We start from the raw sequence: 17,893 nt of genomic DNA, 5'->3' as shown, positions 1-17,893 counted from the left end.
TAGTTGTATCAGATGCGGCCGGTTTTGCCGGCCCAGCCGCTCACACCCGGAAACGCGACACCGAATCGGTCAGCCGTTGCGCCAGGGCTTCCAGCTCTTCGGCCGCGCCCACGGTCTGGCGGATGTCGGCGTCGTTGGCGCGCGCCATGCCGGCGATGGCGTCGATGTTCTCGTTCACCGCCTGGCTGGTGCGGCGCTGCTGTTCGGTCACTTCCACGATTTGCCGCAGGCCGCTGCGTACTTCGGCAACCGACTGGTTGGCCGCATCCAGCACGCTGGCCACGCTGTCTGTCGATTGCCGGCTGGCCTGCAGCGATTGCAAGCCGGCGTTGACCGCCTGCCGCACCGCGTCGGTCTTGCCGTTGAGCGAGCCGGTGACGGCGTCTATCTCGCTGGCGGAACGGGCGGATTTTTCCGCCAGCTTGCGCACTTCGTCGGCCACCACGGCGAAGCCGCGGCCCATCTCGCCGGCGCGGGCGGCCTCGATCGCCGCGTTCAGCGCCAGTAGATTGGTTTGCTCGGCGATTTCCTTGACCTCGCGGGTCATATTGGTGATGACGGTGGTGGAGCTGACCAGGTCGCTTTCCGCCTGCGCCATCAGCCGCACCGCGTTCTCCACCTGGCCCACTTCCTGCTGTAGCTGGCGCAGGCTGCGGCGGCCTTGTTCCGAGCGCTGCAGGCTTTCCTCTGCGCCATTGCTGACATGCTCGGCTTTGCCGGCGATTTCGCCGATGTGGCTGGCCAGTTGCTCCACCGCCTCGGCGGCGGCCATGGACTGGCTGTTCTGGCGATGCGAGCTGGCGGCCAGCTGGCCGGCGCCGCCGGAGAGCCGGCGGGAGGCTTGGGCCACCGCGTCGGCGCTCTCGCTGACCTGGCGCACCAGTCCGGCCACCGTGCCCAGCATCTGGTTGAACAGGCGGGCGGTGGCGCCGATTTCGTCGTTGTGGCGGGCCGGCAGCCGGCGCGTCAGGTCGCCTTCGCCCTTGGCCAGTTCGGCCAGACCGGCCGCCATTTCCCGCAGCGGGCGGGTAACGAAGCGGCGGATGAATAGATAGACCACGCCCAAGAGCGGCAGCGAGGCGAGCAGGGCGAACAGGATGCTCTGCGCGCGGAAACTGTCCACGGCGGCATAGGGCTTTTCCAGCGAGATGCGCATGCTGACCGCGCCCAGCGGCGTCTTGTCCGCCACCTGATGGCAGGCCAGGCAGTTCTTGCCCAGATAGTTGGAGGATGCCAGGGCGGGGTAGACCACGCGCAGGTGCTCGCCCAATTGCGGCGTGGACTCGATTTCGACGCGCGGCTTGCCGTCGGCGAGCGCGGCGCGCTCCACTTCGTCGCCGGCGCGGGCCTTGTCGCCGGCATTGCCCGGGCCGAACTGCTTGCTGACCGCGTCGCCGCGTATCACCCGCAAGTCCCGCACCGATGACAATTCGCGTATCTGATCCAGAAAAACATCGCGCTGGCCCACTGTGCCGGTGATCATCATGCCGGTGAGGCCGGCCAGCGTCATTTCATTCATGCTGTGCGCGAGGTCTTTCGCCTGCTCCACCGCGATGTCGCGGCTGGCGCGGGTCTCCCACGCGATCAGTCCTCCCCATGCCAGCACCAGGCAGCCCCAGATGGCGCCGGTCAGTCGCAGCCAGATCGGCCAGTCGGAAAATTTTCTCATCGCCTGCCGGGGCGGGGCCCCGTCTCCTGTGTGTGTCTGAGTTGTCATCGTCGCCGCTCGCGCGGCTGGGCATGTCCACTGCATGGCTATGCCAGGAGGATTCTAGTTTGAGTTGAGACCTTGAAATCTGGCGAAGATCAAGGAATACGCCGATAAATCTTGCCGATGCGGCGGATTTGCTGTCAGGGCTTGGGTTGCCTGCCGTTTTCTGCAACAATCGCGCGCTTGCCGCCGGGCGGCTATGTTGAGATCTGGATGGGATGCGGAGCATGGATATGAGTGTGGGAGAGGGGCGCGCGGTCGCCGTCATGGGCGGCGGGCCGGCGGGCTTGATGGCGGCGGAAGCGCTGACGCGGCGCGGTTTCGCGGTGGATGTGTATGACGCGATGCCGTCCGTGGGCCGCAAGTTCCTGCTGGCCGGCATCGGCGGCCTCAACCTTACCCATTCCGAGCCATATCCGGCCTTCGTCGGACGTTACGGCGAGCGGGCGGAGCAGGTCGAGCCGCTGCTGCGGGATTTTGACGCCGATGCGCTGCGCGCCTGGGCGCATGGTTTGGGGGTGGAAACTTTCGTCGGCAGTTCCGGCCGGGTGTTTCCCAAGGAAATGAAGGCCGCGCCGCTGCTGCGAGCCTGGCTCAGCCGGCTGCGCGAAGCCGGCGCGCGCATTCATGTGCGCCATCGTTGGCTGGGCTGGAACGCCGACGGCAGCCTGAAGTTCGATACGCCGGATGGCGAGTTGGTGGTGCGCGCCGACGCGACGCTGCTGGCGCTGGGCGGCGGCAGCTGGAAGAAGCTGGGCTCGGATGGCCGCTGGCTGCCGTGGCTGGCCGAGCGGGGCGTGGACATCGCGCCGCTGTTGCCGTCCAATTGCGGCTTCGACGCGGACTGGAGCGAGTTCTTCGCCGACAAGTTCGCCGGCGAGCCGCTGAAGTCCGTCGGCTTGTCTTTCGAGGGCGGCGATGGGCGAGCGTTCCGGCGTGTCGGCGAATGCGTGATCACCAAGAGCGGCATCGAAGGCAGCCTGATCTACGCCTGTTCGGCCTTGCTGCGCGACGAAATCGCCCGCGCCGGCGCCGCCACCTGCTACCTGGATCTGATCCCGGCCTGGGATGAGGCCAGGGTATTGGCCGAAGTGACGCATCCGCGCGGCTCGCGCTCGCTGTCCAGCCATTTGCAGAGCCGGCTGAACCTGAAGGGCGCGCGCGCCGGCATGCTGCGCGAATGCCTGGACAAGGACAGTTTCCAGAATCCGGCGGCGCTGGCCGCCGCGATCAAGCGTTTGCCTGTGAAACTGACTGCTTCGCGGCCGATAGACGAGGCGATCAGCACGGCCGGCGGCGTATGTTTTTCCGCGCTGGACGAGCGGCAGATGTTGAAGGCCTTGCCCGGCGTGTTCTGCGCCGGCGAAATGCTGGATTGGGAAGCGCCTACCGGCGGCTATCTGCTGACAGCCTGTTTCGCTAGCGGCCGCGCGGCCGGTTTGGGCCTGGCGGACTGGCTCGCATCAAAATAGTTTTACTTGAGATAGGCAAGCAGGACTGACAAAATATTCGAATCGCATTTCTCCTCCCTTTGGGGCCTGATTCGTAAACTGTTTTTCTTGCTTGCCATGAGTGAAAAAAGCAATTCCTGCCTGTCTTGCGGCGCTTGTTGCGCCACTTTTCGCGTTTCTTTCTATTGGGCCGAGGCCGATGATGGCGGCGGCGCCGTTCCGAGCCGGCTCACCGAAAAAGTCAACGACTGGACCCGCTGCATGCGCGGCACCTGGGCCGCCTCCCCGCGTTGCGTCGCCTTGCAGGGCGAGGTGGGCGGCAGCGTGGGGTGCGGCATTTATCCGCAGCGGCCAGTCGCCTGCCGCGAGGTGGAGGCCGGTTCGCCGCAATGTCTGAGGGCGCGCGCGGCGCATGGCCTGCCTGCGATGGTTGGGCAGGCGAGCGGGCATGCCGCTGACAATGTCCCTATGCCGGGTTTGGCGTCGACGCCGCTGCCGGAGCTCGCGCCAGGCTAAAGCCGCGATCGCGCCGTTTCGCGCCTCTGCGCAAGGGCGGGCTTTGTGGTATGCTTGCGCGCCTTGTCCAGCCGCGGCGCGTTTTCCACCCATGAAAGACCCTTGCGATCATTACACCTTCGACCTGATAGGAGGCGTCCAGAAAAAGCCCGGACGCAAGCCTTTGGGCGAACGCGCGATGACGGTGGCCGAGCGCAAGCGCCGCAGCCGCGAGCTGCGGCGCAACCGTTTGCAGGAGCTTTCCGTGACGGTGGAGCTGAGCCGCGACGCTCAGAAATCGCTTGGCAAGATGATAGAGTGGTGGGGCGTCAGCAAGAAAGAGGCGATCAATCGCGCGCTTGTCATCGCTTGCCAGTCTCAAATGGGACGCACAGCTAATTTATTCGGCTTCGACCCTCCGCCGGAGGGCGTGGCCCCGCGCCGCAAGAGCAAGGACGCTTGAGCGGCGTCGCTTGTTTTTCCCATGGTTTATCGCCGTCTTGCCGTATTTCCGCTGTCCTGAAGCCTCGCCGGTCGAAGACTTCCGCCTCGCATCGCATGAAAAAGCCCTCCGGTGGGAGGGCTGTCCGTGGTCATGCAAGCGCGGGTCGAGAAAGTCAGTGCGCGGCGTCTTGCAGATTCTTGGGCCCGAAGGCGCCCGGCAGCAGCAGATCCAGCGTGCTGTCTATCATGTCTTCGCCGTCGCAGATCGCGCGCACGCGCATGGTCGGTCCGAATTCGTTCAGCACCTGGCGGCAGGCGCCGCAGGGCGGCGTGGGGACGGGCGTGGGGGTGTAAATACAGACGGCAAGCACCTCCTGCATGCCGTGATTGGCGCGCGCGGCGTAGACCGCGGTGCGCTCGGCGCAGTTAGACAGGCCATACGAGGCGTTCTCCACATTGCAGCCTATGTGGATCTTGCCGTTGCCATCTAGGATGGCCGCGCCGACGGTGAACTTGCTGTAGGGCGCGTAAGCCTGTTTCGCGGCCAGACGCGCCGCCATTTCCAGTTCCGCCCATTGCTCATTGCTGGGTACTTGCTGATTGCTGGTCATGCTGCCTCCATAAAACCAGGTCGGCGTCGGATGATGCGACACGGCGCAAGCCTTGTCAATGCAGGATGTCCGGGCCGATTCCGAATGCGTTGCCGGATGGATTCTGCTACCCGACCGCAGCAGCCGCCTTGTCCTGGCGCAAGTATCGTCCGCAGTAGCTCAGCATGGCTTCGGTCAGCGCCTGCGATAGCCGCGACTCCACCCGCCAGTGGTGCCAATAGAGCGGGATGTCTATGTATTGGCCAGGGAACAGGTCTACCAGGCGGCCGCTGGCCAAATCGTCTTCCAACATCAACTCAGGCAGCAGGCAATAAGCCAGCCCTTGTCGCGTTAGCTCAACGAAGCCCTGGGCGGAGGGGAGGGTGAAACTGGGAAAACTGCCCTCGTAAGCGGCGGCCTGGCGCAGGAACTGTCCTTGCACCGCGTCTTTGCGGCTGAACAGGATGGATGGCGCGCGCGCCAGCGCATCGTGGCTCACGCCATGGGAAAAGTAACGAGCGGCGAAGTCGGGAGTGGCCAGGCACAGGTAGCGCATGGCGCCCAGATAGTGCTGGGTGCCGCCCTGTATCGGCACCGGGCGGGTGCCGACGCAGCCTATCACATGGCCGGTCCGCATCAGCTCGTGGGTGTGATCCTGGTCGTCCACCACGACGTCCAGCAGCAGATCATGCTCAAGCAAGGCAGGCGCCACCGCCTGCACATACCAGGTGGCCAGGCTGTCGGCGTTGACGCCCACGGACAGCGAGGTGAATTCGCGTTGACGTGTGGCGGGGTCCAGCTTTTGCAGCAACTGGTCCTCCATCAGCAGCAGTTGCTGATAGTGCTGTAGCAACTGGCGGCCGGTTTCGGTCGCCTCGGCTGGAACGGTGCGCGTCAGCACCGGCTGGCCAAGTTGTTCCTCAAGCTGGCGTATGCGCTGCGATACGGCGGATTGGGTCAGAAACAGCTTTTTCGCCGCCTTGTCGAAGCCGCCGGTTTCCGCCACCGCAGCCAGGGTTTGCAGTTGTTTGGGGTCTAGCACGGGCCTTGGGCGATCAGCCATGAGTAAATATCCGATTAATAATGCCGCTGGACTTGCTTAAAAGCCAGCGGCGTGGCATGTTGCAGGCTTCGGCCATTGCATACGAATGTGCATGGTCGAGATAAATACAATACAAGAAAAAGTCCGTCCCTGGACGGGCCGATGATGATAGCAGCGATGGATGCGGGCAGAGGGGAGAGCCTGGTGAAAATCAGGCGAATGTGAAGATGCAGATGGATGATGAGGCACTTCTGGCCGGCATGTGCCGTCTTATCGGCATACGAGCCGAGCACCTGGCGCCTTTGCCGCGCTATGCCGATCTTTGCCTGGCGCGGCGCGAGCTGTTGGCCAAAGAGCTGTACTGGCATCTATTAAAGAGCGAGCGGGAATCCGTTCTGCTGGGCGAGCGAGCCGGCGGCCTGGACGCGGCGGCGGAGCGGTTGTTGCGCGAGTGGGAAGGATTGTTGCGCCAGCCGCTGGACGAAGCGCAGGCGCGGCGCATCAGCCAGGAGGGCGAGTCCAACTGCCGCCTGGGCGTCAGCCTGAGTTGGCTTTCTGGCCTGTACGAGCGGGTCCAGGCCCATATGCTGTCCAGCTTGGCCATAAGCGCGCCGGCGGACGAGGCTGAGGCCGCCCGCTTGCTGCGCAAGCGAATCCTGCTGGAGCAAATGTTGAAAACTCATGGCTATCAGCGCGCGCTGAACCAGGAGTCGGCTTCCCGCCAGCGCCATTTGCAGTCCATGTCGGCACTTTATTCCACCTTGAGCGGCGTCACTCTGGCGTTGGCGGACAGCGTGGATCGTCGCGTCATGCTGCAGTCCATATGCGATGTTTGCATGCAGGAGTCGTCCTTCCATCTTGCCTGGGTGGGCGTGCCGGATGGCGATGAGTTGCGGCTGGAAGCCATGTCCCATCAAGATTTGCAGGGGCCGGGCGAGGAAATGTTCGCCTTGGTCCGCCTGGAGGGCGGCCACGAGGCAAACCCGGTCGCCCGGGCGGCGCGCGCGCGCGCGCTGCAGCTCAGCAACGATGTGCGCAACGACCCCGCCCTGAGCGGCTGGCGCGAGCAATTGAGCGAGCTGGGCGAGGGCAGCCTGTTGGCTGTGCCTTTGCTGGTCCGCCAGCAGGTGGCGGGCGTGTTGGCGCTGCATGCGCGCGAACGCGGTTTCTTCGACCAAACCCGGCTCGCCCTGTTCGATGTGATGGGGCGCGAGATCGGCCGGGCGCTGGAGCGCCATGACGCGCTGGAGCGCGGCCAGCGCATCGAAACCGAACTGGCCTACCTCAGCCGCCACGACGTCTTGACCGGCCTGCCTAATCGCAGCCAGATGCAAGAGCTATTAGGCCGCTTGCTGCGAGCCAGGAGCGATGGCCAGGTGGCGGTGCTGGCCATCGCGGTGGAGGGCTTTCATGAAATCAACGCCCGGCTGGGTTATGACGGCGGCGACATGGTGTTGTGCGAAATGGCGCGCAGGCTGCGCGAGGCCATTTATCCGTTTGGCCATGTCGGGCGGGTGGGCGCGTCGCGCTTCATCGCCTGCACGGAGCGGGCGGACCGGGCGTCGGAGCTGGTGGAGGCTGTGCTGCGGCTGTTGCCGCAGCAAGTGGAAGTCATGGGCGTCACAGTGGAGGCGCGCTGCAGCGTGGGCGTGGCCATCAGCCCTGCCGGCCCGTGCGATTCCGCCGGCCTGCTGCGCAGGGCCAATCTGGCGCTAAATCGGGCCAAGGATCTGGGCGGCGGACACAGCCGCCATTACGACGCCGCGCTGGATGAGGAGGTGCATCGCCTGCATGCGATGCGCAGCGCCTTCGCCATGGCGGTGCCGCGCGGCGAGTTGCGGCTGTATTTCCAACCCAAAATCAATCTGCAAACCAATCGCATAGAAGGGGCGGAGGCCCTGGTGCGCTGGATGCGCGATGGACGCCAGATTTTGCCGGGCGAGTTTTTCCCCGCGATAGAAAACAGCAACCTGATGCGCGAGCTGGATTGGTGGGTGCTGCGCGAGGCGGTGCGCCAGTCCTGCGAGTGGCGCGGCCAGGGCTTGCATATTCCTCTCAGCGTAAACTTGTCCGCTGCCACGCTGAAGCACGATGATTTTTTGCCGAACTTGAGCGCGCTGCTGGAGGCGAATCCGCTGCCCAGCGGTTTTCTAGAGCTTGAGGTGCTGGAGAGCGTGACTCAACAGGAGGCGGAGCAGATCACCGACAAGCTTGAGCGCTGCCGCGACTTGGGCCTGTCCATCGCGTTGGATGATTTCGGGACCGGTGCCTCTTCGCTGGTGCATCTGCAGCAGCTGCCCTTCGACACCATCAAGATCGACCAGCGCTTCGTCCGGCTGTTGCTGGAGATGCCGGGTAATGAGGCCATCATCCGCAGCATGTTGTCTTTTGCGCATTATACCGGGCGCAAACTGGTAGTGGAGGGGGTGGAAAGCCGGGCGATCTGGCAGCGTTTGCAGGAGATAGGCTGCCATGATGGCCAGGGCTATGGGATTTCGCCTCCGCTGGCCGCGCATGAGCTGCCGGGATGGATGCGGGACTGGCGCTGCAGCGGCAACGAAACGCGCGATATTAATTTTGTTTATACCGCATGATTTTTATTAGTTTTACTTAATTATCCCGCGCAGTTTAATCTGCCTGCAAATGATTCAGGAGCAGGCAATGTTCAATTTCAACGTCTTTCTTTCCGCGCTGGGCATTTCGTTCAGCCAGATCGTCGGCATCGGGCCGCAAAACGCCTATGTCCTGCGCCAGGGCATAGGCCGCAGCCATGTGCTGCCCATCATCGCCATCTGCATAGTGGCGGACATACTGCTGATCGCCAGCGGCGTGCTGGGCATGGGCAAGGTGGTGGCGGGCATTCCGGGCTTCTTGAGCGTGGTGACCTGGGGCGGGGCGGCCTTCATTCTGTGGCTGGGCTTCAAATCCTTCCGCGCCGCCTGGCAAGCCGGCGGCATGTCGTTGGCGGGCAGCGTGGAGCGCGACCGCAAACGCGCCATCCGCACCATTCTGGTGGTGACCTTGCTCAATCCTTATGTCTGGCTGGATACCGTGGTGCTGATAGGCGGCGTGTCCACGGTCTACGGAGAGGAGGCCAACCTGTCTTTCCTGCTGGGTAGCCTGTGCGCCTCCGTGCTGTGGTTCGGCATCATCGGTCTGTTCGCCGGCAAGCTGGCGCCCTTGTTCGAGAAGCCGGTCAGCTGGCGCGTGTTGGACTGCGTGATCGGCTTCGTCATGCTGTTTACCGCCTCCATGCTGATCTACAACTACGGCTTGTCCGCGCCGCTGCCGCTTTAAAAGGCGCCGGTTCTCGATTTTTCTCTCCCCTGGCCGCTAGATGGCCAGGTTCTGCCTCAAGGCCTGGAAGGCGGGCAGCGCCAAAGCCTGGGCCGGATGGCATAAACCCACTCGCCGCGTCAGCGTGCCGCCCTGCAGGGCGATGGCCCGCAGCGCCGGATTCTCCTCCACCAGGGAAGCGGGCAGCAGGGCGATGCCCATGCCTGCGGCCGCCATGTGGGCGGCCAGCCGCAGATTGCCTGCGCGCGCGGCTGCCGCGAGCGCAGGCGATGCGCCGCCATGCAGGTCCAGTAGGCGCTGGTGGCTGGAGTGCTCGGGGCAAATCACCCAGTCCGGTTCGTCCAGCAAGGCCAGTTCGACGCTGGCCGCCGCGGCCAGCGCATGCTGCAAAGGCACTGCCAGCACGAAATCCTCCTCCCATAAAGGCAGAAACAGCTCGTCTTCGCAGCGTGCGTCTTCCGCTGCCAGCCGGATGTCGCCATCGCAGCCGGCCACCACTTCGGCCAGGATGCCCGGCTTCGTCTCGGCGATGCGCGCCAGCAAGATTTCCAGTTGGCGGCGCCCCACGTCCGCATCCATTCCCACGCGCAGCGGCAGGCAATCCTGGCGTTGTTTGAACATTTTGGACAAGGCTTCTGCCTGCGCCAGCATGCGCCGGGCATGGGGGTAGAGCAGCCTAGCCTCCTCACTGACCGCCACGCCGCGCGGCAGGCGTTCGAACAAGGCGGCGCCGAGTTCGTCCTCCAACTGACGTATGGTGACGGACAAGGTGGGTTGGGTGACGAACAGCCTGTGGGCGGCGGTAGTGATGCTGCGCGCTTCGAATACGGCGACGAAGGCCTTGAGTTGGCGGATATCCATAGAAATAACAAATGTCAGCTAGAGATTTTTATCATTTTTCAGCGGGTTTTGCTATCAATATACTACGCTCCATCAGTTTCATATCGATAAATTTTATGGAAGGAGAACATCCATGACCAAGCCCCTGATCGTGATCACCGGCGCCAGCTCCGGCATAGGCGCCGCGACGGCCAAGCAATTCGCCGCCGCCGGCCATCCCTTGCTGCTGCTGGCGCGCCGAGTGGACAAGCTGGAGGCGCTGGATCTGCCGGACACCTTGTGCCGCAAGGTGGATGTCACCGATGGCGCCGCCATGCGGCAAGCGCTGGCCGAAGCCGAGGCGAAGTTCGGCCCGGCCGACGCCATTGTCAACAACGCCGGCGTGATGCTGCTGGGCGCGATGGCGAATCAGGATCCGGAAGAGTGGCAACGCATGCTGGACGTCAACGTCAAGGGCCTGCTGAACGGCATCCATGCCGTTTTGGGCGGCATGCTGGCGCGAGGCCGCGGCACCATCATCAACATCAGCTCCATCGCCGGACGCAAGACTTTCCCTAGCCATGTGGCGTATTGCGGGACCAAGTTCGCCGTGCACGCGATTTCCGAAAACCTGCGCGAGGAAGTGGCCGGCCAGGGCGTGCGCGTGATCACCATCGCGCCGGGCGCGGTGGAGACTGAGCTGTTGGGCCACACCACGGATGAGGCGATCAAGGCCGGCTATCAAGAATGGAAGCAGCAGATGGGTGGCGTGCTGGCGGCCGACGATGTGGCCAGCGCCATCGCTTACGCCTACAGCCAGCCGCAGCGTGTTTGCATACGCGAGATCGTGCTGGCGGCCACCGGCCAGCAGGCCTGATCGCTCGGTCGGCGATTTTGAGGAGGACGGAGCTTGGCTCCGTCCTTTTTTCGTTTGTGGGCAGACTGTTTTTCTGGCGAGTCATCGATAAGGCATCGGTAAATTCTTGTTATTCAATATGCATATTGATTGAGTTTCTTAGCAAGATTTGTTCTTTCCAATCCGTTTACTCATATCGCATAAACAAATCTCCGTGGCACCACAACAAAGGAGAAAGAGATCATGACAAGCAAGCTAATCAATCTGTTCGCGCTCGGCGCGGTTCTGGCCGGCCAATCCGTCGGCGTGCTGGCCATGCCGGTGAACAACAGCTACATCCAGGCCAGCGCCAAAGAGATCCGCGGCTTCCTGGGGGGCTATTCGCGGCCGACGGTCTACTTGGATCAGAATGCCTGCGGCGAGCCGCAAGCCAACGCGATGGCTTGCGGTCCGTACACCATCAGCGTGGGTACCGACTTCCTGCAGCAACAAGAAAGCAGCTACGGCGATTACGTGGCCAAATTCATCCTGGCGCACGAGTGGGGCCATACCGTGCAGTACACCTACAATATCAACCGCCAGGCGCCGATGCAGGAGCTGCAGGCTGATTGCGTGGGCGGCACTTTCGCCAAGTATGCGGAAACCAATTTGCGCTATCCGAGCTTCATTGAGAACGCGGTGGCTTCGGCGCGAGACGCGGCGGATTACCAGGAGCACGGCACGCCGTCTCAGCGCGATTATTACTCGCGCTACGGCTACGCCAATGGTTTCTCCGCCTGCATGAACCGGATCTGATATGAAGAGGGCAACCTTGTTGCTCGTAGCGGTCGCTGGAGCAGCGGCCGCCGCGGCGTGGTTATGGTTGCCCGCGCGCTCGGCCGAGGCTGGAGGCGCGCCGACGCGAGCGTCGGCGCACTCCAGTCCCGCGCAGGGCGCCGGGGTGAGGGCTGCCAAGGCGGGGGATGCGGAGCAGTCCGCCTCCGGCGGATTCAGTTTCGCGGTCGGGGGGGATCCCTCGGCATTGTCTGCGCAGGGAGGCGATCCGCCGCCGGAGACGCAGGCGGAGCGTGAGCGAAAACAGCAGCTGCGCAAGCTGGGTTACCAGATAGACGTGCGCTATTACAAGATGTCGCTGTCCGACTTGCGCGAAGCGGCCCGGCGGGGCGATCCGCAGGCCTTGACGCATCTGGCGGAGCGTTATCTGTTCCAATTGGATGGCCATCCGCGCGAGCCGGACTACGAGCCGGGTTTTCGCTATCGCGAGCAGGCGAGGGAGGCGCTGCAGCAAGCCTACGCGCAGGGCAATGCCCATGCCGCGGCCATGATCTCGGAGAGCTATCTGCTGGACAAGCAGCCGCAGGATGCCGCGGCCTGGAACTTGGTGGCGCGCCGCGCCGGCGACGCGCTCAGCGCCGACTGGTTTCTGAAAACCAAGGACTACCAGGCTTTGACTGCGCAGCAAAGGGCGGCCGCTGAGCAAAAGGCGGATCAAATCTGGCGAACGCTACCGCTGCGCAAAACGCATTAACGGCTTGGCATGCCGCCTGCTTAAAACATCAAAGCCCTCTGTTCTGGGCTTTGATGTTTGAATGTGAGGGCGATCGCGCATTGCGCAGCTTGGCTGGCGCGATGGGGCTAACCGTCGAAAGCTTGTCTTAGTCCTCACGCGCCAGTTGCAGGGCGGCCGCCTCGCGCAGCTTGTCTTTCTTGCTCTTGCGTTTGCCCTTGATCCCGCCGTTGCCGTCCGGGTCGGCCGGCAAGGCCGAGGGCGTTGCGGTTTCCGTTGGCTCGAAGCCTGGAATGCGTTCGCGCGGCACGCGCGTCTGCTGGCGTTTTTCAATCAATTTGAAATGCGCGGCGCAATCGGCGCTGACGAAGCTGATGGCCTCGCCGCTGGCGCCGGCGCGGCCGGTGCGGCCGATGCGGTGGGTGTAATCCGCCGGCGAGCGCGGCAGATCGTAGTTCACCACCAGCGGCAGCCGGGCGATGTCTATGCCGCGGGCTGCGACGTCGGTGGCTACCAGCACCCGCAGGCGGCCGGATTTGAGATCGGCCAAGGCCTGGCCGCGCTGGCTTTGACTGCAATCTCCATGCAGCGCGGCGGCGGAGACGCCGTTGCGCTGCAACTTGTCCGCCACGCGGTCGGCGGCCTGCCGGCTGGCGACGAATACCAGCGCCCGGTCCCAGTCATTCGTCTGCAGCAAGTGGCGCAGCAGCAGGGTACGCCGGCCGGCATCCACCTCGATGGCGCGTTGGCGGATGTCCGGCGCGGTGGCGGCGGTTTGCGCTATGGCTATGCGCTGCGGTTGATTCAGCACTTTCTCGGCCAGCGCGCTCACTTCGGCCGGAAACGTCGCGGAAAACAGCAGGTTTTGCCGCGCTGCCGGCAGGCGCTCCAGCACGCTGCTCAGTTCGTCGGCGAAGCCTTGGTCCAGTAGGCGGTCGGCTTCGTCCAGCACCAAGGTCTTGACCGACGACAGCCGCAGGGCATTGCGCTCAAGCAAGTCCAACAGCCGTCCCGGCGTAGCCGCCACGATGTCGGCGCCGCCGCGCAGGGCCATCATTTGCGGATTGATGGACACGCCGCCGTAGACTACGGCCACTTTCAGCTTGCGCGGCAGACCTTCGGCCAGCTCGCGCAAAATACAGCCCACTTGGACCGCCAGCTCGCGCGTCGGCAGCAGAATAAGGGCGTGCGGTTGGCGCAGCACGGCGCGCGGGCTGTCCAGCCATTGCTGAAGCAAGGGCAAGCAGAACGATGCCGTCTTGCCGGAGCCGGTTTGCGCGGTGGCCAGCACATCGCCTCCTTGCAGAACTAAGGGTATGGCGGCGGTTTGGATGGCGGTGGCTTGCGTATAGCCTTGTTCAAGGGCGGACTGGGCCAGGTGGGGCGACAGGCCCAGAGAGATGAATGGCATAAATGACAACTGGGTATGGATTGAGAGTCGGGCCGGACTGAGGCGGCAGCAGTATCCGCTGCGATGGCTGGGAGGTCAAGGCGAATGTGTCGGTCTAGCGAGTCCTGTTTGGTCTGTGTCGGATGGCTTCACGTCCGCTTTATGCTGACAAATTTGGGGATGCAGGTCCCACTTAGCGGTTGAAACCCTATGCAATTACCGCTGAGAGGCGGACTGCTTGCTTGGATTGCGGGGGCGGGGCTAGTCAAATCCCATGATTCCAGATAGAATCGCTCGCTCATCACATGATGGAAGCGTGGCAGAGCGGTTTAATGCAACGGTCTTGAAAACCGTCGTGGGTGCGAGCCCACCGTGAGTTCGAATCTCACCGCTTCCGCCAAATCACAAGCCGCCCTAATCAGCGCAAATTAGCCTTGAAGCTATATTTGGCGCGGGTTTCGGCGGTTTTGTTTTTCCTACCCCAGATTCCCTTAAGGCTGGGCGCTGTTGCATAAATCCAGAACAGGGCGAGGCTCCCCTTTCCCCAAACGGATTTAGCCCATCGCCGTTACCGCCACGGTCTGCCAAGGGCGGTAAAGCGGTTCAACAGCGCCGCGCGCACTTGCAGTTCCGCCACCTGCCGATCAAAGGTGAGCGCCATCACTCGGCTCCCCAGTCACTTGAAACCATGCATCTTCGTTTCCACCAGACTGCGCCGGTGATAGCCGCTCCAGCGTTTCCAGATTCGTCGCCCCAAGCGTTTGCACGCTGCAATCGCCGCGTTGCGGACTTCGCTGTCGGCAATGCTCGACTTCCACGGCTTGGCGTTCTTGCGCGGCGGAATCACCGGCAGGATCCCCCGCTCAAGTCGCGCTGCGTAACAGCCCTGGGTGTCATACGCGCCATCCAGCGTCGCCGTGGCAACGGGTTCATCCGCCGGCAGCGGCATCAACCACTCCGGCAGTATCGGCGCGTCTCCCGCACCATTGCCAGTCACCTCGATGGCCCGGATTTCCAGCGTTTCGGCATCGATGCCGAGGTGTACCTTGCGCCATTGCCGACGATATTCGGCGCCATGTTTTTTGCGTTTCCACTCGCCTTCGCCCAGAAACAGGATGCCTGTACTGTCAACCAGCAGATGCAGCGGGCCGTTGTTGCGGCGATAGCCGATCTTGACCTGCAAAGTGCGCTGGCGACGGCATGCGGTGGAGTGGTCCGGCGACGGCCAGTCGAGTTCCGCTAATTGCAGCAGGCTTTGCGCTATGCCCAGACTCTGGCGCAATGGCAGATTGAACAAGCATTTAATGCTCAGACAAACTGGATGGCCGCGTCGGTGTATTTGGCTGGCCGGCCGTTATTGCCGGTAGGTTCGGCCAGCCACTGCATGTCTTTGTCGAGCCAAACCAGGAGCGATCCGCGTGCGGTCAGAGCCGCGTCGTAGTCATGCCAGTTGGTGGTCGTGTAGCGTTGCTTGGGCTTCTTGTTCTGGGGTGCTACGGTGTTCATCGCCTTAGCATACCGCAGCTGGTGGCGGGGTTATGCAACAAAGCCGAATGACGATGCGCACGAGCATGTTTTTGTGATCGATGACCTGCATCCGCGCTGGCCGGGAGCGTGAATCGGCGCCTCAAGGATGGGCATCTTCTGCAGCGAAGATTTGCAAGTCCATTCTTGATAAACTTGTTCTTGTTGAGGCGCAGCTTCAGGCTTGGGCGCAGCGAGGATTCAGACGGCGTTGGCGGCCAGCATTTCCGCTGCGTGTTCGCGCGTGGTTTGCGTCAGTTCGGCGCCGCCCAGCATGCGGGCGATTTCCAGCACGCGCTGTTCTGCGTCCAGCGGCGCGATGCGGCTGAGCACCTGGCCTTTATGCTCGCGCTTGCTGACTTGCCAATGCTGTTTGCCGCAGGATGCCACCTGGGGCAGGTGGGTGATGCACAACACCTGGTAGCGCTGGCCCAGGTCTCGCAGCATGTGGCCTATCACTTCCGCCACGCGGCCGCCTATGCCCACGTCCACTTCGTCGAAGATTAGGGTGGGCACGCTGGCCACTTGGCTGATCACCACCTGCATGGCCAGGCTGATGCGGGACAGTTCGCCGCCGGAGGCGACTTTGGCTAGCGGTCGCAGGCTGGTGCCGGCGTTGGCGGCCACCAGGTATTCTATGGATTCCAGGCCGTGGGCGCCGGGTTCGGCCAGCGCGGACAGCTCTATGGCGAAGCGCGCGCCGCCCATGGCCAGCTTCTGCATTTCGCCGGAGATGCGCTCGGACAGCTCGCTGGCCGCCTGGCGGCGCTTGCCGGACAAGGACTCCGCCAGCGCGCGGTAGCGCGCCAGGCTGGCGGCTTCAGCCACGCTCAGGGCTTCCACGTCCACGCTGGCTTCCAGCGCGGCCAGCTGTTGCTGCCAGTCGGCCAGCTTGCCGGACAGGTCGGCGGGCTGCACGCGGTATTTTCGGGCCGCGCTCATCAGCAGGTCCAGCCGGCGCTCCATTTCCGCCAATTGGCTTGGATCCTGGTCGATATCGCTGGCGTAGTCGCGCAGGCTGTACACCACTTCGCGCAGCTCGGCCTCGACGGAGTCCAGCAGCGATAGGGTGTCGGCCAGCCGCGGGTCCAGGTTGGACAGCTTGGACAGGCGATTTTGCACGTGGGCAAGTTGGGACAGGCAGCTGTCGTCGTTTTCTGACAGCGTATCCACGGCTTGCTGGGCGCTTTGCACCAGTTCGGCGGAGTTGGCCAGCCGGGTGTGGCTTTGGCTCAGCGAGGTCCATTCGTCAGGCTGCAGGTTTAGCTCGGATAGCTCGCCGATTTGCCAGGTCAGGCGCTCGCGCTCCACTTCGGATTCGCGCGACAGCCGTTCCGCGTCTTGCCGGGCCTGGCGCGCGGCCTGCCATTCCTGCCAGGCCTTGTTGACGTCGCGGGCCAACGCGGCGGAGCCGGCGTAGGCATCCAGCAGTTGGCGCTGGGTTTCGCTCTTCATCAGCGATTGGTGGGCGTGCTGGCCGTGGATGTCCACCAGGAATTCGCCCAACTGCTTGAGCTGGACCAGCGTGGAGGCCTGGCCGTTGATGAAGCTTTTGGAGCGGCCGCCGCGGTCTATCAGCCGGCGCAGCAGCAGCACGCCTTCGTCGCCGGACAGTTCGTTCGCGGCGAGCCAGGCTGCCACTTCCGGCCTGCGGTCTATGGAGAACTCCGCGGTGATTTCGGCGCGCTCGGCGCCTTCGCGCACCTGGGCGCCTTCGGCGCGATCGCCCAGCAGCAGGCTCAGCGCGTCCAGCATGATGGATTTGCCGGCGCCGGTTTCGCCGGTCAGCACGGTGAAGCCGTCGGAAAAATCCAGCGCGATGCGGTCGACGATGACGAAGTCTTTTACGGTCAGCGAGAGAAGCATGGTGTGTGGTCTGTGCCGGTTAGATCAGGCGCTCGCCCCAGTGCAGCTTGTGGCGCAGCATGTCGTAGTAGTTGTAGCCTTCGGGATGCAGGATGCGCAGCGGGTTGCGGTAGCGGCGTATCATCACCCGGTCCATTTCCATCAGGTCGCAGTGCAGCTGGCCGTCGAAATGCACGCGCGCGTCCAGGCCGCGGGTCAGCATGAATTCCACCTCGCAGGAGTCGTTGACGGCAATCGGCCGGTTGGACAGCGACTGCGGGCAGATGGGCACCAGGGCGATGGCCTGCAGCGTGGGGTGCAGGATGGGGCCGCCGGAGGCCAGCGAGTAGGCGGTGGAGCCGGTGGGCGTGGAGACGATCAGGCCGTCCGAGCGTTGGCTGTAGACGAACTGGTTGTCGATGAAAACCTCGAATTCTATCATCGAGCCCACCGCGCCGCGGCTGAACACCACGTCGTTGAAGGCTAGCGCGCTGGCGACTTCGGCTTCCTCGCGGATCACCGCCGCCTGCAGCAGGATGCGGTCTTCCGGCACGAATTTGCCGTGCAGGATGGCGTCTACCGAGTCCAGCATCTCGTGCAGCGGGATATCGGTCATGAAGCCCAGCCGGCCCTGGTTGATGCCGACCAGCGGCACGCGGTAGGGGGCCAGCAGGCGGGCGATGGACAGCATGGTGCCATCGCCGCCCAGCACGATGCATAAGTCGGCCAGCTTGCCCATGTCGTTGCGATCGATCAGCGCGTGATCGCCGGCCTCGTCCGCGGGGATGCTTTCCTTGTCTATCATCACCGTGGCGCCGACGGCGGCGAGGTGGTCCGCCAACTGCAGCAGCGAGGGCGTGATGCCGGGTTTGCTGTGGCGGGCGACCAGGCAGATGTGTTTGAACAGTCTTTGCATGCGTCG

General features: G+C 63.6%; 15 protein-coding genes, 1 tRNA gene and 1 pseudogene. 9 read left to right on the top strand and 8 right to left on the bottom strand.

Translation table 11 applies throughout. From position 1 onward, the window contains the following. Positions 1-40: 40 nt before the first annotated feature. Positions 41-1,669, bottom strand: coding sequence for a methyl-accepting chemotaxis protein (locus tag C2I19_RS20795; protein ID WP_103904488.1), 1,629 nt, complete (start codon positions 1,667-1,669; stop codon positions 41-43). 269 nt (positions 1,670-1,938) lie between these two features. On the opposite strand from C2I19_RS20795, the gene C2I19_RS20790 reads away from it, so the two are divergent. The 3 genes from C2I19_RS20790 to C2I19_RS20780 all read left to right on the top strand — a co-directional run bounded on the left by C2I19_RS20790 (position 1,939) and on the right by C2I19_RS20780 (position 4,120). After that, a complete protein-coding gene (locus C2I19_RS20790; RefSeq protein ID WP_103904487.1) occupies positions 1,939-3,183 on the top strand; it encodes a TIGR03862 family flavoprotein in 1,245 nt (414 codons plus the stop codon). Between the two features lie 96 nt (positions 3,184-3,279). Next, positions 3,280-3,678, top strand: coding sequence for a YkgJ family cysteine cluster protein (locus tag C2I19_RS20785; protein ID WP_103904486.1), 399 nt, complete (start codon positions 3,280-3,282; stop codon positions 3,676-3,678). Between the two features lie 91 nt (positions 3,679-3,769). Beyond that, positions 3,770-4,120: a hypothetical protein gene (locus tag C2I19_RS20780; protein ID WP_103904485.1), complete on the top strand. Its 351-nt coding sequence runs from the start codon at positions 3,770-3,772 to the stop codon at positions 4,118-4,120. A gap of 154 nt (positions 4,121-4,274) precedes the next feature. Here the strand turns inward: C2I19_RS20780 and C2I19_RS20775 are convergent, their stop codons facing one another. Both C2I19_RS20775 and C2I19_RS20770 read right to left on the bottom strand, forming a co-directional pair. After that, complete coding sequence (locus C2I19_RS20775; protein ID WP_103904484.1) at positions 4,275-4,712, bottom strand: cytidine deaminase; 438 nt, start codon at positions 4,710-4,712, stop codon at positions 4,275-4,277. Between the two features lie 106 nt (positions 4,713-4,818). Then, positions 4,819-5,754: an ArgP/LysG family DNA-binding transcriptional regulator gene (locus C2I19_RS20770; RefSeq protein WP_233201311.1), complete on the bottom strand. Its 936-nt coding sequence runs from the start codon at positions 5,752-5,754 to the stop codon at positions 4,819-4,821. Positions 5,755-5,960: 206 nt separating this feature from the next. On the opposite strand from C2I19_RS20770, the gene C2I19_RS20765 reads away from it, so the two are divergent. Continuing rightward, on the top strand, positions 5,961-8,327 hold the full coding sequence (locus tag C2I19_RS20765; protein WP_103904482.1) for an EAL domain-containing protein: 2,367 nt from the start codon (positions 5,961-5,963) through the stop codon (positions 8,325-8,327). A 67-nt stretch (positions 8,328-8,394) separates the two neighbouring features. Continuing rightward, positions 8,395-9,030 (top strand): LysE/ArgO family amino acid transporter, encoded by a 636-nt coding sequence (locus C2I19_RS20760; RefSeq protein ID WP_103904481.1) that lies wholly within the window; start codon positions 8,395-8,397, stop codon positions 9,028-9,030. A gap of 36 nt (positions 9,031-9,066) precedes the next feature. On the opposite strand, the gene C2I19_RS20755 is transcribed toward C2I19_RS20760, so the two are convergent. Continuing rightward, a complete protein-coding gene (locus C2I19_RS20755; protein ID WP_103904480.1) occupies positions 9,067-9,891 on the bottom strand; it encodes a LysR family transcriptional regulator in 825 nt (274 codons plus the stop codon). Between the two features lie 112 nt (positions 9,892-10,003). On the opposite strand from C2I19_RS20755, the gene C2I19_RS20750 reads away from it, so the two are divergent. The 3 genes from C2I19_RS20750 (at position 10,004) to C2I19_RS20740 (ending at position 12,233) form a co-directional block, all read left to right on the top strand. After that, a complete protein-coding gene (locus C2I19_RS20750) occupies positions 10,004-10,726 on the top strand; it encodes an SDR family oxidoreductase (RefSeq protein WP_103904479.1) in 723 nt (240 codons plus the stop codon). A gap of 222 nt (positions 10,727-10,948) precedes the next feature. Then, positions 10,949-11,500 (top strand): neutral zinc metallopeptidase, encoded by a 552-nt coding sequence (locus C2I19_RS20745; protein ID WP_103904478.1) that lies wholly within the window; start codon positions 10,949-10,951, stop codon positions 11,498-11,500. Between the two features lie 226 nt (positions 11,501-11,726). Then, positions 11,727-12,233, top strand: coding sequence for a hypothetical protein (locus C2I19_RS20740; RefSeq protein WP_103904477.1), 507 nt, complete (start codon positions 11,727-11,729; stop codon positions 12,231-12,233). Between the two features lie 127 nt (positions 12,234-12,360). Here the strand turns inward: C2I19_RS20740 and C2I19_RS20735 are convergent, their stop codons facing one another. Continuing rightward, the gene (locus C2I19_RS20735; protein ID WP_199181316.1) at positions 12,361-13,623 is read right to left on the bottom strand and encodes a DEAD/DEAH box helicase; all 1,263 of its coding nucleotides are present in this window, start codon (positions 13,621-13,623) and stop codon (positions 12,361-12,363) included. Positions 13,624-13,912: 289 nt separating this feature from the next. Between C2I19_RS20735 and C2I19_RS20730 the strand changes: the two genes are divergently transcribed. Beyond that, positions 13,913-14,002, top strand: a tRNA-Ser gene (locus C2I19_RS20730). A 168-nt stretch (positions 14,003-14,170) separates the two neighbouring features. Here C2I19_RS20730 and C2I19_RS20725 read toward each other — a convergent pair. The 3 genes and pseudogenes from C2I19_RS20725 to C2I19_RS20715 all read right to left on the bottom strand — a co-directional run bounded on the left by C2I19_RS20725 (position 14,171) and on the right by C2I19_RS20715 (position 17,887). Then, a pseudogene (locus C2I19_RS20725) lies at positions 14,171-15,108 on the bottom strand (IS5 family transposase). Positions 15,109-15,327: 219 nt separating this feature from the next. Beyond that, positions 15,328-16,992, bottom strand: coding sequence for a DNA repair protein RecN (gene recN / locus C2I19_RS20720; RefSeq protein ID WP_103904476.1), 1,665 nt, complete (start codon positions 16,990-16,992; stop codon positions 15,328-15,330). A gap of 19 nt (positions 16,993-17,011) precedes the next feature. Beyond that, positions 17,012-17,887, bottom strand: a complete 876-nt coding sequence (locus C2I19_RS20715) for an NAD kinase (protein ID WP_103904475.1) — start codon at positions 17,885-17,887, stop codon at positions 17,012-17,014. Positions 17,888-17,893: the final 6 nt, after the last annotated feature.

This window comes from Chromobacterium alticapitis (assembly GCF_002924365.1).
Lineage (GTDB): Bacteria > Pseudomonadota > Gammaproteobacteria > Burkholderiales > Chromobacteriaceae > Chromobacterium > Chromobacterium alticapitis.
This window is presented reverse-complemented; position numbering and strand designations above follow the sequence as displayed.

Coding starts and splice junctions, on each gene's coding strand:
- C2I19_RS20775 (WP_103904484.1), bottom strand. CDS start 4,712: ATGACCAGCAATCAGCAAGTACCCAGCAATGAGCAATGGGCGGAACTG.
- C2I19_RS20770 (WP_233201311.1), bottom strand. CDS start 5,754: ATGGCTGATCGCCCAAGGCCCGTGCTAGACCCCAAACAACTGCAAACC.
- C2I19_RS20765 (WP_103904482.1), top strand. CDS start 5,961: ATGCAGATGGATGATGAGGCACTTCTGGCCGGCATGTGCCGTCTTATC.
- C2I19_RS20750 (WP_103904479.1), top strand. CDS start 10,004: ATGACCAAGCCCCTGATCGTGATCACCGGCGCCAGCTCCGGCATAGGC.
- C2I19_RS20795 (WP_103904488.1), bottom strand. CDS start 1,669: ATGAGAAAATTTTCCGACTGGCCGATCTGGCTGCGACTGACCGGCGCC.
- recN (WP_103904476.1), bottom strand. CDS start 16,992: ATGCTTCTCTCGCTGACCGTAAAAGACTTCGTCATCGTCGACCGCATC.
- C2I19_RS20715 (WP_103904475.1), bottom strand. CDS start 17,887: ATGCAAAGACTGTTCAAACACATCTGCCTGGTCGCCCGCCACAGCAAA.
- C2I19_RS20760 (WP_103904481.1), top strand. CDS start 8,395: ATGTTCAATTTCAACGTCTTTCTTTCCGCGCTGGGCATTTCGTTCAGC.
- C2I19_RS20780 (WP_103904485.1), top strand. CDS start 3,770: ATGAAAGACCCTTGCGATCATTACACCTTCGACCTGATAGGAGGCGTC.
- C2I19_RS20755 (WP_103904480.1), bottom strand. CDS start 9,891: ATGGATATCCGCCAACTCAAGGCCTTCGTCGCCGTATTCGAAGCGCGC.
- C2I19_RS20790 (WP_103904487.1), top strand. CDS start 1,939: ATGGATATGAGTGTGGGAGAGGGGCGCGCGGTCGCCGTCATGGGCGGC.
- C2I19_RS20785 (WP_103904486.1), top strand. CDS start 3,280: ATGAGTGAAAAAAGCAATTCCTGCCTGTCTTGCGGCGCTTGTTGCGCC.
- C2I19_RS20735 (WP_199181316.1), bottom strand. CDS start 13,623: ATGCCATTCATCTCTCTGGGCCTGTCGCCCCACCTGGCCCAGTCCGCC.
- C2I19_RS20745 (WP_103904478.1), top strand. CDS start 10,949: ATGACAAGCAAGCTAATCAATCTGTTCGCGCTCGGCGCGGTTCTGGCC.